At 69.1% G+C, this 14845-nt stretch carries 14 protein-coding genes; 9 read left to right on the forward strand and 5 right to left on the reverse strand.

Going from position 1 to position 14845, the window contains the following annotated elements; translation table 11 throughout:
• From WA967_RS03025 to WA967_RS03035, 3 genes are all read right to left on the reverse strand, one after another.
• The coding region (locus WA967_RS03025) for a phosphatase PAP2 family protein (protein WP_424419421.1) at positions 1–629 on the reverse strand (629 nt) is incomplete at its 3' end.
• Positions 630–810: 181 nt separating this feature from the next.
• The gene (locus WA967_RS03030; RefSeq protein ID WP_424419422.1) at positions 811–2055 is read right to left on the reverse strand and encodes an MFS transporter; all 1245 of its coding nucleotides are present in this window, start codon (positions 2053–2055) and stop codon (positions 811–813) included.
• 1 nt (position 2056) lies between these two features.
• Positions 2057–2593 (reverse strand): ArsR/SmtB family transcription factor, encoded by a 537-nt coding sequence (locus WA967_RS03035; RefSeq protein WP_424419423.1) that lies wholly within the window; start codon positions 2591–2593, stop codon positions 2057–2059.
• A gap of 248 nt (positions 2594–2841) precedes the next feature.
• Here WA967_RS03035 and WA967_RS03040 point away from each other — a divergent pair, with 248 nt between their 5' ends.
• From WA967_RS03040 to WA967_RS03070, 7 genes are all read left to right on the forward strand, one after another.
• Complete coding sequence (locus WA967_RS03040) at positions 2842–3831, forward strand: TerC/Alx family metal homeostasis membrane protein (RefSeq protein ID WP_424419424.1); 990 nt, start codon at positions 2842–2844, stop codon at positions 3829–3831.
• Between the two features lie 141 nt (positions 3832–3972).
• Positions 3973–5394: a 3-isopropylmalate dehydratase large subunit gene (gene leuC, locus WA967_RS03045; protein WP_424419425.1), complete on the forward strand. Its 1422-nt coding sequence runs from the start codon at positions 3973–3975 to the stop codon at positions 5392–5394.
• A gap of 5 nt (positions 5395–5399) precedes the next feature.
• Complete coding sequence (gene leuD / locus WA967_RS03050) at positions 5400–5996, forward strand: 3-isopropylmalate dehydratase small subunit (RefSeq protein WP_424419426.1); 597 nt, start codon at positions 5400–5402, stop codon at positions 5994–5996.
• 109 nt (positions 5997–6105) lie between these two features.
• Positions 6106–7470 (forward strand): UDP-N-acetylglucosamine 1-carboxyvinyltransferase, encoded by a 1365-nt coding sequence (murA, locus tag WA967_RS03055; RefSeq protein WP_424419427.1) that lies wholly within the window; start codon positions 6106–6108, stop codon positions 7468–7470.
• Between the two features lie 4 nt (positions 7471–7474).
• Positions 7475–8224, forward strand: coding sequence for a lysophospholipid acyltransferase family protein (locus WA967_RS03060; protein WP_424419428.1), 750 nt, complete (start codon positions 7475–7477; stop codon positions 8222–8224).
• A complete protein-coding gene (locus tag WA967_RS03065) occupies positions 8214–9350 on the forward strand; it encodes an NAD(P)H-dependent glycerol-3-phosphate dehydrogenase (protein ID WP_424419429.1) in 1137 nt (378 codons plus the stop codon). The genes WA967_RS03060 and WA967_RS03065 overlap by 11 nt, the downstream gene beginning before the upstream one ends.
• Positions 9256–10344 carry a D-alanine--D-alanine ligase family protein gene (locus WA967_RS03070; RefSeq protein ID WP_424419430.1) on the forward strand — a complete coding sequence of 363 codons (1089 nt, stop codon included), beginning with the start codon at positions 9256–9258 and terminating at the stop codon, positions 10342–10344. The genes WA967_RS03065 and WA967_RS03070 overlap by 95 nt, the downstream gene beginning before the upstream one ends.
• Before the next feature lie 29 nt (positions 10345–10373).
• Here the strand turns inward: WA967_RS03070 and WA967_RS03075 are convergent, their stop codons facing one another.
• Positions 10374–10847 (reverse strand): DUF3515 family protein, encoded by a 474-nt coding sequence (locus tag WA967_RS03075; protein WP_424419431.1) that lies wholly within the window; start codon positions 10845–10847, stop codon positions 10374–10376.
• Between the two features lie 23 nt (positions 10848–10870).
• Between WA967_RS03075 and thiL the strand changes: the two genes are divergently transcribed.
• Positions 10871–11884 carry a thiamine-phosphate kinase gene (gene thiL, locus WA967_RS03080; protein ID WP_424419432.1) on the forward strand — a complete coding sequence of 338 codons (1014 nt, stop codon included), beginning with the start codon at positions 10871–10873 and terminating at the stop codon, positions 11882–11884.
• 85 nt (positions 11885–11969) lie between these two features.
• Here the strand turns inward: thiL and rsmD are convergent, their stop codons facing one another.
• Positions 11970–12533, reverse strand: coding sequence for a 16S rRNA (guanine(966)-N(2))-methyltransferase RsmD (gene rsmD, locus WA967_RS03085; RefSeq protein ID WP_424419433.1), 564 nt, complete (start codon positions 12531–12533; stop codon positions 11970–11972).
• Between the two features lie 65 nt (positions 12534–12598).
• On the opposite strand from rsmD, the gene WA967_RS03090 reads away from it, so the two are divergent.
• Complete coding sequence (locus WA967_RS03090) at positions 12599–14773, forward strand: ATP-dependent DNA helicase RecG (protein WP_424419434.1); 2175 nt, start codon at positions 12599–12601, stop codon at positions 14771–14773.
• Positions 14774–14845: the final 72 nt, after the last annotated feature.

Genomic DNA, 14845 nt, shown 5'->3' on the forward strand with positions numbered 1-14845 from the left:
CTGTCGGATGCCGGCGTCGGAGCAGGAACCGTGAACCGGCGACCGATCACGTCGAACATCGCGAATGCGAGGATCACGCCGCAGACCGCGCACACGGCACCGGCGATCACATCAGTCGGATAGTGGACGACGAGGTACATCCGCGCGAGTGCGGTGGTCACGACCAGGGCCGGACCCCCGGCGACGGCCCACCAGCGGGCTCGTGTGCGCCACACCAGCAGGGCGATCGTCACGACGAGCGCGGTCGCGAACGCCGTGTGCCCACTGGGGTACGAGCCGTCGGTCTCCGCCGCGACGACCTGATGCACGGCATCCGTCCACACCGGGCGAGGGCGATCGATCACGACCTTCAGCACTCCGGTGCACAGCCATCCGATCGCGACCGCGGCGCCCGCCGCGAGGCCGGGCAGAACGCGACGGACGCGCACGGCCACGATGACAGCCAGCGCGGCGCCGATCGCCACCGCTGAAGTCGGCTGGAATCCCACCGCGACCGCCTGCGAGATCACATCCCACGCAGGGGAGTGCAGCGAGTTCACCCACAGGTCCACCCCGATTCCGGCATCCGACCCGCGCACCGCGAAGCCGACGACGAGCGCGGCGACGAGGCCGATCAGGGAAGCGGTCACCGCGATGCGCAGCGATCTGCGTGAGCCGGGCCAACTCGGCAACCTGTCCATGAGCGTCCTCTCCGGCGCCCGTGATGAACCCCGCTCCATCCACCGTAGGAATGCGGGAACGACGGATTATGAGAGGAGGCTGTGACGGGACTGTGCATCGGCAGGAGCGGCACTGCTCATGCCTGTGAACCTAGGCGATCGGCGTCTCCCGCAGACGGATCGAGCGGATGCCGGGGTTGCGCAGCGGCATGATCATCAACAGCGCCATAGCGCCGCCGTACAGGGTGAACGGCACCCACAGCGGCAGGATGCCGGCCAGCATCCCGAACAGGGCCATGGCCGCGGGCATCAGGCAGTCGTCTCCCAGCCGCAGGACCGATCCGAGCCTGCCCAGGAAGTCCGGGGCCGCCGTTGCGGCGAACGTCGAACTCAGCAGCGCCGACGCGAATCCGGCCGTGAAACCGATGGCCAGGCATCCTCCGCCGACGACGACAGGCGAGCCGATGCCCAGGGCGATGATCCCTGCACCCTGCACCACCAGCGCCGCGAAGCCGCCGATGGCCTCGCGCTGCGGGCGGCGGCGCACCACGACCAGCGCGCCGATCATGGCGCCGCCGCCCACCAGTGCTTCGAACACCCCGACTGCGCCTGCGCCCCATCCTCGCGCGGTGGCCTGCAGCGGGAGCCCGATCGAGATGGCCGGGCTCACCGCGAGGTTCAGCCCCGACAGGGCGATCACCAGCGTGCGCGTGGCCCGCTCCCTGGCCAGGTGCCGGAACCCGTCCGCGACACCGCTCAGCACGCTCTGCTCGGCGGACGCCCGGGGGAGCGCGAAGCGCGGCCGCAACCACAGCACGATGAACACGATGACGACGACATAGGTCGCGGTGTTCAGCCCTGCGCTGCCGGAGAGCCCGAACGCCGCCACCAGGAATCCGCCCGCGGCGGATCCGGCCATGGTCCCGAGTCTGGACAGCGTCTGGCTGAGCGCGGAGTACGCCGGCAGATCCGCCGGTGCGACCAGCTGCCGTGGCATGGTGCCGGCGGCCGGCTCGAAGAACGCATCGCACAGCCCGAACGCGATCGACGCGATCAGCAGCAGCGCCACCGTCGGCGGCTCGGCCAGGCACCAGATCGCCACGGTCACCAGCACGCCCACGCGCAGCGTGTTGAACACGACCATCAGCCGGCGCGCGTCCTTGCGGTCGGCGTACGCACCGCCCACCAGCAGCACGATCGCACGCGGCACGGTGCCGGCGGCCACCACCAGACCGGCGACGGCGGGGGAGGCGATCTGCACGGCCGTCCAGGCGAACGCGATCGTGAAGATGGCATCACCGGCATCCGACAGCGCCTTGATCACGAGCCAGGTCTGCACCAGGCGATCGCGGCGGAACGCCGGCGGCTCGCGCAGCAGAACCGGCTCAGCGCTCATCTCACGCCTCCGTCGGGAAGCCGTGGGCGAAGAAGAACACCGGCGTCCGCACCTGACCGTCGTCGCGGTCGATGCCGCTCTTCCAATCGCCCATCAGCGCGTTCACCCTGGCGTGCAGGTCGTCAAGCTCCTCCTGCGTCGCCCAGGCCAGCGAGTCGGTGCTGAACCCCTCCCAGTCGCTCTGCGGCGAGGATCGATGCCACCGCTGCAGCAGATCGATCTGGTGGCGGATGTTGACGCGCATCGCCTCGCGGGCCAGCAGCGCATCGGACGGGGAGTCGTAGTCGCCAGTGGACCACGTGAACGAGGTCCGCACCAGCTGCCACCAGCTGGTGCGGCGATCTCCATCGGGCGCGTCGACCTGCTCCACCATGCCCGCCCGCTTCAGCATCCGCAGGTGGTGACTGATGCTGCCCACCTGCGCGTCCAGCGCGCGAGCGAGGGTGCCGACCTGGGCGGCGCCATGCAGCAGCAGGTGATCGATCATCCGCCGGCGCAGGGGATGCGCGATAGCGGTGATGACGGAGATGTGTTCCACGCCCGACACGCTATGCGCCACCGACGCAGCTCACAAGACTTCTTGTATACCCCGGGAAGACGCGGATCCGCCTGTCGGGTTGGGCCGGGGGCCGCTGTCCGGTAGCATTGCCCGAGCGAGAGGGAGTATCCCGACATCGCGCGGATCGTCATCACGAGCACCATCAAAGCTGCTCCGGTCGCGCGGCGCACCCCAGGGTGCGGGGAGAGACTTTCGGACTTCGTCATCCCTCGAAAGGTCCTCCGCTCTTGGTCATCCCCATCTGGTTCGAGATCACCGCGATGATCGTGCTCACCGCGATCCTGCTCGGCGATCTGCTGCTGATCCTCAAGCGCCCGCACATCCCCAGCACCAGGGAGTCCGCCCTCTGGGTGGTGTTCTACGTCGTGCTCGCGCTCATCTTCGCAGGGGTGCTGTTCTTCGTCGGCGGAGCGAAGATCTCCCTCGACTTCCTCACCGGATGGGCGATGGAGTACAGCCTCTCCATCGACAACCTGTTCGTGTTCATCCTGATCATGACCCAGTTCTCAGTGCCGCGCCGATACCAGCAGGAGGCGCTGATGGCGGGCATCCTGATCGCGCTGGTGCTGCGGGGGGTCTTCATCATCATCGTCGGCGCCGCCGTCGAGCACCTCAGCCCGATCTTCTACATCTTCGGTGCGTTCCTGCTGTTCACCGCCATCCGGCAGGCCATGCCGGAGAAGGAGGCGGAGGATGCCCAGACCGAGAACTTCATCGTCCGGCAGATCCGCCGCGTGGTCCCGATCAGCGAGGAGTACCACGGCTCCAAGCTGCGCGTGAAGGTCGACGGCAAGAAGGTCTTCACGCCCATGTTGATCGTGTTCGTGTCGCTCGGAGTGACCGACCTGATGTTCGCCGTCGACTCGATTCCGGCCATCTTCGGCATCACGACCTACCCGTTCATCGTCTTCACTGCGAACGTGTTCGCCCTGATGGGGCTGCGGCAGCTGTACTTCCTGCTCGGCGGTCTGCTCGAGAAGCTCAAGTACCTGCACTACGGGGTGGCCTTCATCCTGGGGTTCATCGGCGTGAAGCTGGTGCTGCACGCCATGCATGAGAACGAACTGCCGTTCATCAACGGGGGAAAGCACATCGAGTGGGCACCGGACATCAACAACTGGGTGTCGCTGGGGGTGATCTTCGGCTCGATGGCCGTCGCAACGATCGCGAGCCTGGTCTCGTCCGCCCGCGACAAGCGCGCTGCAACACGGGCCTGAGCGCCTTGAGCGCGCGGTAGACTTGCCCGCATGCGGCAGGTGGTTCTTCTCCTTAGCAGCCGCGGCGGGACCTCGATCTAGGCCTTCCTCGTCGCGGAGTCCATCGTGGGCCGACTCATCGAGCCATAAGGAACACACCGCATGTCCATCAGAACGTCACCGCGTACCCTTGCCGAGAAGGTCTGGGACGACCATCTCGTCGTCAAGGGCGAGAACGGCGAACCCGACCTCATCTACATCGACCTGCATCTGATCCACGAGGTCACCAGCCCGCAGGCGTTCGACGGCCTGCGCGCCGAGGGACGCCCGCTGCGCCGCGTCGATCTCACCATCGGCACCGAGGACCACAACACCCCGACGCTGAACATCGACAAGCCCATCGCAGACCTCACCAGCCGCACCCAGATCGAGACGCTGCGCCGCAACGCCGCCGAGTTCGGCGTGCGGCTGCACTCGCTGGGCGACGTCGAACAGGGCATCGTGCACGTCGTCGGCCCGCAGCTGGGCCTGACCATGCCCGGCATCACAGTGGTCTGCGGCGACTCGCACACCTCCACGCACGGCGCGTTCGGCGCCATGGCGTTCGGCATCGGCACCAGCGAGGTCGAGCACGTCATGGCCACGCAGACCCTGCCGCTGAAGCCGTTCAAGACCATGGCCATCAACGTCGAGGGCGAGCTGCGACCGGGCGTCACGGCCAAGGACATCATCCTCGCGGTCATCGCCAAGATCGGCACGGGCGGCGGACAGGGGTACGTGCTCGAGTACCGCGGCAGCGCCATCCGCGCCCTCTCCATGGAGGGGCGCATGACCATCTGCAACATGTCGATCGAGGCCGGCGCGCGCGCCGGGATGGTCGCCCCCGACGAGACCACGTTCGCCTATCTGAAGGGCCGCCCGCACGCCCCGGCCGGGCAGGACTGGGAGGACGCCGTCGCATACTGGCGCACGCTCCCCACCGATGCGGATGCCGTCTTCGATGCCGAGGTGGACATCGACGCGGCCGAGCTGGAGCCCTTCGTCACCTGGGGCACCAACCCCGGCCAGGGCAGCTCGTTGTCGGCATCCGTCCCGGACCCCGCCGACATCGCCGACGCCAACGCTCGCGCCGCCGCTGAACGAGCGCTGAAGTACATGGACCTCACCCCGGGCACGCCCCTGAAGGACGTCAAGGTGGATGCCGTGTTCATGGGCTCCTGCACCAACAGCCGCATCGAGGACCTGCGCGCCTTCGCGTCGATCATCAAGGGCAAGAAGAAGGCCGACGGCGTGCGCGTCATGGTGGTGCCGGGCTCTGCCCGCGTGCGGCTGGAGGCCGAGGCCGAGGGCATCGACAAGATCGTCGAGGCGTTCGGCGCCGAGTGGCGCTTCGCAGGCTGTTCGATGTGTCTGGGAATGAACCCCGACCAGCTCGCCCCGGGCGAACGCTGCGCGTCCACCTCGAACCGCAACTTCGAGGGCAGGCAGGGAAAGGGCGGTCGCACGCACCTGGTCTCGCCTCTGGTCGCGGCGGCGACCGCCATCCGCGGCACCCTTTCCAGCCCGAGCGACCTGGAGGCCTGAGCACCATGGAGAAGTTCACCACACACACCGGCGTCGCAGCCCCGCTGAAGCGCTCGAACGTCGACACGGACCAGATCATCCCCGCCGTCTTCCTCAAGCGCGTCACCAAGACCGGTTTCGAGGACGCGCTGTTCCACGAATGGCGCAAGGACCCGGAGTTCGTGCTGAACCAGGAGCCCTTCCGTGCGGCATCCGTCCTCGTGGCCGGCCCCGATTTCGGCACCGGCTCGAGCCGTGAGCACGCCGTCTGGGCGCTGCGCGACTACGGCTTCCAGGTGGTGCTGAGCCCCCGATTCGCCGACATCTTCCGCGGCAACTCGGGCAAGCAGGGCCTGCTGGCAGCCACCGTCGACGAGGCCGACATCGAGCGCATCTGGGCGCTCATCGACGAAGAGCCCGGCCGCGAGATCACGGTCGACCTCGAGGCGCGCACCGCGGCGATCGCGGGCTTCCAGGTCGAGATCGGGATCGACGATTACACTAGATGGCGGCTCCTCGAAGGGCTCGACGACATCGGGCTCACGCTGCGCAACGAAGACAAGATCGCGCAGTTCGAGGCCCGCCGCGAGTCGTGGCGGCCGCGCACGCTTCCTGTTCGCTAGGACGAGACGTGCGGTGGGCCGGGGGTCAGAAGCCCCCGCGGCACCAGCCGTGATTGGATGAGAGACCTGCGGCCACCGCCGCGTCTGTCCTGATGAAGAAGAGGCCCGAATGACGACACCGCTCCGCGATGCTGCAGTTGACGAAGCTCCGGTTCCCACCGGATCCGTGCTCGCGATCCGCGGAGGCCGGCCGCTGAATGGCCGCGTCGACGTGAAGGGGGCGAAGAACCTGGCCACGAAGGCCATGGTCGCCGCTCTCCTGGGCGAGGACACCAGCACGCTGCGCGATGTGCCGGACCTCAGCGACGTCGCCGTCGTGCGCTCGCTGCTCGAGGTGCACGGAGTCCGTGTCACCCCCGGCGACGAGGAGGGTTCGCTGGTCTTCGACCCGCGCGATGTCGAATCCGCCCACTACGACGAGATCGACGCCCACGCGGGAGCCTCCCGCATCCCGATCCTGTTCTGCGGGCCTCTGCTGCACAGGCTCGGCCAGGCGTTCATCCCCGACCTCGGCGGATGCCGCATCGGCGACCGCCCCATCGACTTCCACCTCGACGCGCTGCGCAAATTCGGCGCCATCGTGGAGAAGCAGCCCAGCGGCATCCGCCTCTCCGCCCCGCACGGGCTCAAAGGCGCGAACATCCACCTGCCCTACCCGAGCGTGGGCGCCACCGAGCAGGTGCTGCTGACCGCCGTGCGCGCGCAGGGCACCACCGAGTTGCGCAATGCGGCCATCGAGCCCGAGATCATGGACCTGATCGCCGTCCTGCAGAAGATGGGCGCCATCATCTCCTATGAGCCCAACCGTGTGATCCTCATCGAGGGCGTCGAGACGCTGCGGGGCTACGACCACCGCTGCATCTTCGACCGCAACGAAGCCGCCTCGTGGGCATGCGCGGCGCTGGCGACCGACGGCGAGATCTTCGTCGGCGGTGCCAAGCAGCAGGAGATGCTCACTTTCCTCAACGTCTTCCGCAAGGCCGGCGGCTGGTTCGACATCAAGGAGGACGGGATCCTGTTCCGCCGCGCCGGCGAGCTGAAGCCCGTCGTCGTCGAGACCGACGTGCACCCGGGCTTCATGACCGACTGGCAGCAGCCGCTGATCGTGGCGCTGACCCAGGCGCATGGCCGCTCCATCGTGCACGAGACCGTGTACGAGAACCGTTTCGGGTTCACGCAGGCGCTGGTCAAGATGGGAGCCGACATCGTCGTGCACCCGCACGGGCTGCAGGACGGGCCTCGTCGCGTCCCGCGCCGCGAGCTCGAGCAGGCCGCGGTCATCACCGGTCCCACGCCGCTGCACGGCGCCGACATCGTCGTGCCCGACCTGCGCGGCGGATACAGCCACGTGATCGCGGCGCTGACCGCGGAGGGCGAGTCGGTCGTCTCCGGTGTCGACATCCTGAGTCGCGGCTACGAGAAGTTCCTCGACAAGCTGCGGGCGCTGGGCGCCGACTTCGACGTCGTCCGGTGATCTGATGGCTGCTTCCGAGCGGAGCCGGCCGAGCCTGTTCTGGCCGCTGGCGGTGATCGTCATCCCGCTGGTGTCGATCCTGGCGAAGATCACCACGACGGATGCCCACAAGCTGCCCCGCGACGGCGCTTTCGTGCTGGCACCCAACCACTATTCCGAGTTCGACCCTCTGGTCGTCGCCATCTCCGTGTTCCGCACGGGGCGGCTTCCGCGGTTCATGGCCAAGGAGAGTCTGTTCCACGTGCCCGTGCTGGGGTGGATCCTCAAGAGGACCGGTATGATCCCCGTGGCGCGCGCGTCGTCGGCATCCGCCGCGAAGCAGACCATGAAGCAGTCCCGCGAGCTCGTCGAGCACGGCCGCGGTGTGATCGTGTACCCCGAGGGCACGCTCACCCGCGACCCCGAGCTGTGGCCCATGCGCGGCAAGTCGGGCGCGGTGCGACTCGCGTTGGCCGGCGACATCCCCCTGATCCCGATGGCGCAGTGGGGCACGCAGCACATCATGGGCAGGTACCAGAAGGGCCTGAGCCTGTGGCCGCTGCGAAAGCGCGTGCGGGTGCTGGTGGGAGACCCCGTCGATCTGTCGGATCTGAGGGGTCGGGCAGGCGAGCAGGCCGCCATCAACGAGGCCAATGACCGGTTGATGTCCGCGATCACCGCGCTACTGGAGCAGCTGCGTGGCGAGAAGGCGCCCGCGAAGCGGTGGAACCCCGCCGAGCACGGGCAGAGGGAGACGGGTCGCCTTGACTCCTAAGCGCACGCCGGCGGCGTCCGGCACCAGGGCGGCCATCGTCGGAGCGGGCAGCTGGGGGACCACCTTCGGCAAGATCCTCGCCGACGGCGGCGCGCAGGTCACCATGTGGGCCCGGCGACCCGAGCTGGCCCAGGAGATCTCCGAGGCCAAGCGCAATTCCCGCTACCTTCCCGGCATCAACCTGCCGCGCACCATCACCGCCACGCACGAACTCTCCCGGGCGCTCGACGGCGCCGAGCAGATCTACCTGTGCGTGCCCAGCCAGACGCTCCGCGAGAACCTCAAAGCGCTGCGCCCGCTGCTGGCCGGCGGAGAGCAGCCCATCGTCAGCCTCATGAAGGGCGTGGAGCGCTCGTCCGGGCTGCGCATGAGCCAGGTCATCGAGCAGGAGCTGCGCTGCGACCCGATGCGCATCGCCGTGGCCTCCGGTCCGAACCTGGCGCTGGAGATCGCCCGCGAGCAGCCCACGGCGGCCGTCATCGCGTCACGCAGCCAGGAGACCGCGGATGCAGTGGCCCGCACCGTGCGCAACTGGTACTTCCGCTCGTTCGTGAACACCGACGTGATCGGCACCGAGTTCGGCGGCGTGCTGAAGAACCTCATCGCGGTGGCGATCGGCATCGTCGACGGCGTCGGATACGGCGAGAACACGAAGGCCTCGATCATCACGCGGGGGCTCGTGGAGATGACCGACTTCGCGGTCGCGAACGGCGCCCAGCCCGAGACCCTGCAGGGCCTTGCGGGCCTGGGTGACCTGATCGCCACCTGTCAGTCGCCGCTGAGCCGGAACAACACCGCGGGGCGCCTGCTCGGCCAGGGCTACGGCTTCCAGGACGTGATCAAGCAGATGAACCAGACCGCCGAGGGCCTGGCATCCGTCGCTCCGATCCTGCAGCTCGCGCACGAGGCGGACGTCTTCATGCCCATCGTGGAGCAGGTGAAGATGGTGCTCGACGGGAAGATGGATCCCCGCGACATCGCACCGCACTTGACCACCGACGACGACACTCCGCAGGAGGAGAGAACCAATCATGGACAAGCAGACGGTGGCGGTGCTCTTCGGCGGGCGTTCCAGCGAGCACTCGATCAGTTCCGCAACGGCGGGCGGAGTGCTGGCGGCCATTGACCGCGACCGCTACGACGTGATCCCGGTCGGGATCACCCGTGAGGGCGCGTTCGTCCTCGAGCAGGACGACCCGGCGCATTTCGCGCTGAACCCGGAGCGCATGCCCGAGGTCGCCGACAACGGCACCCGCATCCGCTGGCCGCAGCCCAGCGGCGACCGGATGCTGCGCGCGGTGCTCGCCGACGGCTCGTCGGTCGACCTCGGCGAGATCGACGTGGTGCTGCCACTGCTGCACGGCCTGCACGGTGAGGACGGCGCCATCCAGGGCTTCTTCGACGTGCTGGACGTGCCGTACGCAGGCGGTGGCATCCTGGATTCCGCCGTCTGTCTGGACAAGCACTTCACCAAGCTGGCGTTGTCGGCGGCCGGCATCTCCGTCGCGCCGGGCATCACCGTGCGTCAGGCGGAGTGGGATGCCGATCCCGAGAGCGTGCGCGAGCGCGTCCGCGCACTGGGCGAGACCGTGTTCGTCAAGCCCGCCAGCGCCGGCTCCAGCGTCGGCGTCTCGCGCGTCGACGGGGGAGAGGGGCTGGATGAGGCCTTCCGCATCGCGTTCCACGAGGACGCGAAGGTGCTCGTGGAGTCCCGCGTGACCGGCCGCGAGGTCGAGGTGGGTGTGCTGGCCGGTCGCGGCGGTGCCCGGGCCCGGGCGTCGCTGCCCGGCGAGGTGGTGCTGACCACTCGCAGCTTCTACGACTTCGAGGGCAAGTACCTCGGCGGCGAGGGCGTGGACATCGTGTGCCCTGCCGAGCTCGACGACGACCTCATCGCGCGACTGCGCGACACCGCCGTCCGCGCGTTCGAGGCCGTGGACGGCACAGGTCTGGCGCGCGTGGACTTCTTCGTCACTCCCGACGGCGAGCTGGTGGTCAACGAGCTGAACACCATGCCCGGGTTCACCCCGATCTCGATGTTCCCGAAGTGCTGGATCGCCTCGGGCATGACCTACTCTGAGCTGATCACCGAGCTCATCGAGGCCGGTCTGCAGAAGTAATGGGTCGCTGAGCCCGTCGAAGCGTCGCCCTACTTCGACAGCCCTTCCGGCGCGATGCACGCGCTGGTCGCCTTGATGGTGCGGATGCCGCTGACCAGGCCCGAGTTGGAGAGCACCTCGTTGGCTCCGATGCGCTTGGTGTCCACGAACACCTGCACGGCGGGGTCGCGGCCGTAGGTGGTCATGCGCATCTTCGGCGCCTGGGAATCGTCGACCAGCCAGTCGACGCCGTCCAGCGTGACGCACTGCAGGTCGGCTGTCGGCCCTGGAACGGCAACGCCGCAGGCGACGATCACGGCGGTCGGCTCGCCGTAGGCGCCGGTGGCCTGGGCATCCGTCCAACGGCGCTGCATGTCGCCAATGGCGTTGGGCAGCCGCACCGTCACTTCGGCGCATGCCGGATTGTTCGCGTCGGGCGCGGGTTTGAGGGCGACGGTGCTCGAGCATCCGGTGAGGGCGAGAAGGATCAGCGCCCCGGAAACCAGGGCGAGACGTCGAAGCATGATTCCAGGCTACCGTTGACCGCATGGCATCCGATCCAGACGGCGACCCCCGCATCGGCGACATCTCGGAAGGGACCGTGCTTCGGGCCATCCTCGCCCGCACCTCGACGGCCGCGCACGCACTGCTGGGTCCCGGAGATGATGCGGCAGTGATCGCCGCGCCTTCGGCATCCGTCGTCGCCACGACCGACACTCTCGTCGACGGACCCGACTTCCGCACGGCGTGGTCCAGCGGCTACGACCTGGGCTGGAAGGCGGCGGCGGTCAACCTCGCCGACGTCGCGGCGATGGGCGCTGCCCCCACGGCGCTGCTGGTGGCGTTGGCCGTTCCTCGCGACGTACGGCTGTCGTTCGTGGCGGCCATGGCCGACGGCTTCCGCGAGGCCTGCGATGCGCTGGCGCCCGGGTGCGCGGTCGTGGGCGGCGATCTCACGGTCTCCGACCTGCTGATGATCGCCGTGACGGCGCTCGGCGACCTGGGCGGCCGAGCAGCCGTCACGCGCTCCGGTGCGCAGCCCGGCGATGTCGTCGCACTGGCCGGCGAGTTGGGGGCGGCCGCCTCGGGCCTGGAGACCCTTTTCGGGGTGTTCCGCGACGGCGAGATGCCGATCGCCGTGAACCCGGATGCCGTGGACGAGGCGTCCCGGCATGGGCTGGAGCGTCAGCTTCGCCCGGAGCCCCCGATCGCGCTCGGTCCCGTCGCAGCGGATGCCGGCGCCAGCGCCATGATGGATGTCTCCGACGGGCTGTCCATCGACGCCGGCCGGATGGCGGATGCCTCGGACGTGACCATCGACTTCGATGGCGCTGCGCTCGACGCGCTGGCCTTCGGCGGGAACCGCTCCCGTGCGCTGTCCGGGGGAGAGGACCACGGCCTGCTGGCCGCCTTTCCCGCGGATCGGCCGCTGCCTGTGGGCTTCCACCGCATCGGCACGGTCACCGTGCGCGGCGAGGACGGGCTGCTGCTCGACGGCACGCCCCTCCCGCCCTCGGGCTGGGACCCCTACCGGGACTGGGACGGCGTCGTCGCAGGTTGAACTCCGCCCACCGGGCCGCTGAGCCTGTCGAAGCGTCTTCCGCCTTCTGGGTCGCTGAGCCTGTCGAAGCGTCGTCCGTCGGCGGTCAGGTCGGCTGCGCCCACCACACCGCGGTGTCGCCGTAGGTCTTCTCGCGCAGCAGGGTCAGTCCCGCGGCATCCAGCTCGGGTGCGTTCGAGCGCTTGGCCCGCTCGATGACCACGACGGCGTCCTCCGACAGCAGCGGCGCGAGCGCCGTGAGGTCAGCGGTCACGGCCGCGTCGTCGAGCTCGTACGGCGGGTCGGTGAACACCAGGTCGAAGGGTCCGGTCGCACGGCCCAGGAACGCCCGGACGGTGCTCTGGTGCACCTTCGCCGCACCCGCCGCGCCCAGCGACTTCGCGACGGCGGTGACATTGCGGCCGACGACGGATGCCGCCGGGCGCGAGCGCTCCACCAGATCGACGTGCGCCGCGCCTCGGCTCCAGGCCTCCAGCCCCAGCGCGCCGCTGCCCGCGTACAGGTCCAGCACGCGGGCCCCGTCGACGGCATCCATCGACTCGAGCGCACCGAAGACCGATTCGCGCACGCGGTCGCTGGTGGGGCGGGTGCCGGCGCCGGGCACGTCGAGTCGGATGCCGCGCGCGGCGCCCGCGATGATCCTGGTCACGCGAACACGATACCGGCATGCAGGTCGCGAGCGTCGACGTCGGCGGCCCTCCCTAGACTCGGAGCATGTCCTTCTCGCTCGAGACGCCGCTGAGCACGGCCCTCGGCGCGTCCACGGCCAAGACCCTGGATCGCGCCTTCGGCATGACGACGGTGGGCGAGCTGCTCGGGCATTATCCGCGCCGCTACGCCGATCGCGGAGAGCTGACTCCCATCGAGCACCTTCCCATCGGCGAGACGGTCACCATCGTGGCCGAGGTGCTCTCCACCCATCCGCGGATGATGAAGAACCGCCGGGGGGCCATGCTCGAGGTCGTGATCGGCGATGGCATCGGGCAGATGTCCCTGACGTTCTTCGCCAAGAACCTCGGCCAGGCGGAGTGGCGGGCGAAGGAACTGCGCGTCGGCAGGCGCGGCATCTTCTCGGGCAAGGTCAGCGTCTTCAACAAGAGGGTGCAGTTCGCGCACCCCGACTACCAGCTCTTCGACGACGACGAGTCGGCTCACCGCCAGGCCGACGCCCTGCAGGACGTTCCGATCCCGATCTATCCGGCCACCTCCGCCATGCAGAGCTGGCAGATCGCCAAGGTCATCGGGGTCGTGCTCGACCAGCTGGGAGACGTGCACGATCCGCTCTCCGACGACCTCCGTCGGAGAGAGGGGCTGCTGACCGCGCGCGAGGCGCTGATGAGCATCCATCGGCCGCATCGCCGAACCGACATCGAACCCGCGGTGCGCACCCTGCGCATGCATGAGGCGCTCGTGCTGCAGACCGCGCTGCTGCAGCAGCGCAACCTGGTCCGCTCGCTGGTCGCCACTCCGCGCGCGGCGGCATCCGGCGGGCTGCTGGAGCGGTTCGACGCGTCCCTGCCGTTCACGCTCACGGCCGATCAGCAGCGGGTCGGCTCCGAGATCGCCGCCGACCTCGCGGCATCCCGGCCGATGAACAGGCTCATCCAGGGCGAGGTCGGCTCGGGCAAGACGCTCGTGGCGCTGCGCGCCATGCTGCAGGTCGCCGAGTCCGGCGGGCAGTCCGCGCTCATCGCGCCCACCGAGGTGCTGGCCGCCCAGCACCTGCGCTCGATCACGAAGATGCTGGGCCCCGATGTCGCGGCGGAGCTGATCCCCACGCTGCTGACCGGGCAGATGTCCGCGCCCGAACGCCGCCGGGCGGCTCTGCGCGTGGCGTCCGGCCAGTCGCTGATCGTGATCGGCACGCACGCGCTGCTGTCCGAGAAGACCACTTTCGCCGACCTGGCGCTGGTCGTCGTCGACGAGCAGCACCGCTTCGGCGTCGAGCAGCGCGAGATGCTGCGGGCAAAGGGCACTGCTCCGCATGCCATCGTTCTCACGGCCACGCCCATCCCGCGCACGGTCGCCATGACGGTCTTCGGCGACCTGGACACCTCCGTCATCCAGACGATGCCCGCAGGACGTGCGGGGATCAGCACGTTCGTCGCGCCGCTGGCCGAGCATCCGGAGTGGTTCCAGCGGGTGTGGGATCGGTCGGGCGAGGAGATCGCGCAGGGCAGGCAGGTGTTCGTCGTGTGCGCAGCCATCGACACGGCATCCGACTCCGTCGAGGCCGATGATGCACCGCCGCCGGAGGATGTCGAGGGCAGGGGACCCCGCTGGGGGGTGGTGCAGCTCGATCAGCTGCTGGCCACGCATCCCGTGCTCGGCTCCGTCCGTCGTGCCATCCTGCACGGCAAGATGCCCTCGGATGAGAAGGATGCCATCATGCGGGCGTTCGCGCGCGGCGAGGTCGACATGCTGGTCGCGACCACGGTCATCGAGGTCGGCGTCGATGTGCCCAACGCCTCGACCATGGTCGTGATGGATGCCGATCGCTTCGGCGTCTCTCAGCTGCACCAGTTGCGCGGTCGCGTCGGGCGCGGCGGCGTGCCGGGCCTGTGCCTGCTGGTCACCGAGGCGGAGGCGGGAACACCGGCGCGCGAGCGCGTGGAGGCCGTCGCCGCCACGCTGGACGGCTTCGAACTGGCCGAGGTCGATCTCGAACTGCGTGGTGAGGGCGACGTGCTGGGCGCCGCGCAGGCGGGGGCGAAGTCGTCCCTGCGCCTGCTGCGCGTGGTGAAGGATGCCGGGCTCATCGCGTATGCACGCGACATCGCCGCCGAGATCCTGCGCGACGACCCGCTGCTCACCGGACATCCGGGGTTGCGCGTGGCCATCCAGGAGCGCGTCAGCGACGAGGACCGGGCGGCTCTCAGCAAGAACTGAGGGTGCCAAGGCCTAGGCTGTGATCGTGCTTGTACTGAGCGAACGGAGAGAGTCGAAGTGCCTGTACTGAGC

This window comes from Microbacterium sp., assembly GCF_049650565.1.
Classification (GTDB): domain Bacteria; phylum Actinomycetota; class Actinomycetes; order Actinomycetales; family Microbacteriaceae; genus Microbacterium.

Coding starts and splice junctions, on each gene's coding strand:
- WA967_RS03030 (WP_424419422.1), bottom strand. CDS start 2,055: ATGAGCGCTGAGCCGGTTCTGCTGCGCGAGCCGCCGGCGTTCCGCCGC.
- leuC (WP_424419425.1), top strand. CDS start 3,973: ATGTCCATCAGAACGTCACCGCGTACCCTTGCCGAGAAGGTCTGGGAC.
- leuD (WP_424419426.1), top strand. CDS start 5,400: ATGGAGAAGTTCACCACACACACCGGCGTCGCAGCCCCGCTGAAGCGC.
- murA (WP_424419427.1), top strand. CDS start 6,106: ATGACGACACCGCTCCGCGATGCTGCAGTTGACGAAGCTCCGGTTCCC.
- WA967_RS03060 (WP_424419428.1), top strand. CDS start 7,475: ATGGCTGCTTCCGAGCGGAGCCGGCCGAGCCTGTTCTGGCCGCTGGCG.
- WA967_RS03070 (WP_424419430.1), top strand. CDS start 9,256: ATGGACAAGCAGACGGTGGCGGTGCTCTTCGGCGGGCGTTCCAGCGAG.
- WA967_RS03075 (WP_424419431.1), bottom strand. CDS start 10,847: ATGCTTCGACGTCTCGCCCTGGTTTCCGGGGCGCTGATCCTTCTCGCC.
- thiL (WP_424419432.1), top strand. CDS start 10,871: ATGGCATCCGATCCAGACGGCGACCCCCGCATCGGCGACATCTCGGAA.
- WA967_RS03090 (WP_424419434.1), top strand. CDS start 12,599: ATGTCCTTCTCGCTCGAGACGCCGCTGAGCACGGCCCTCGGCGCGTCC.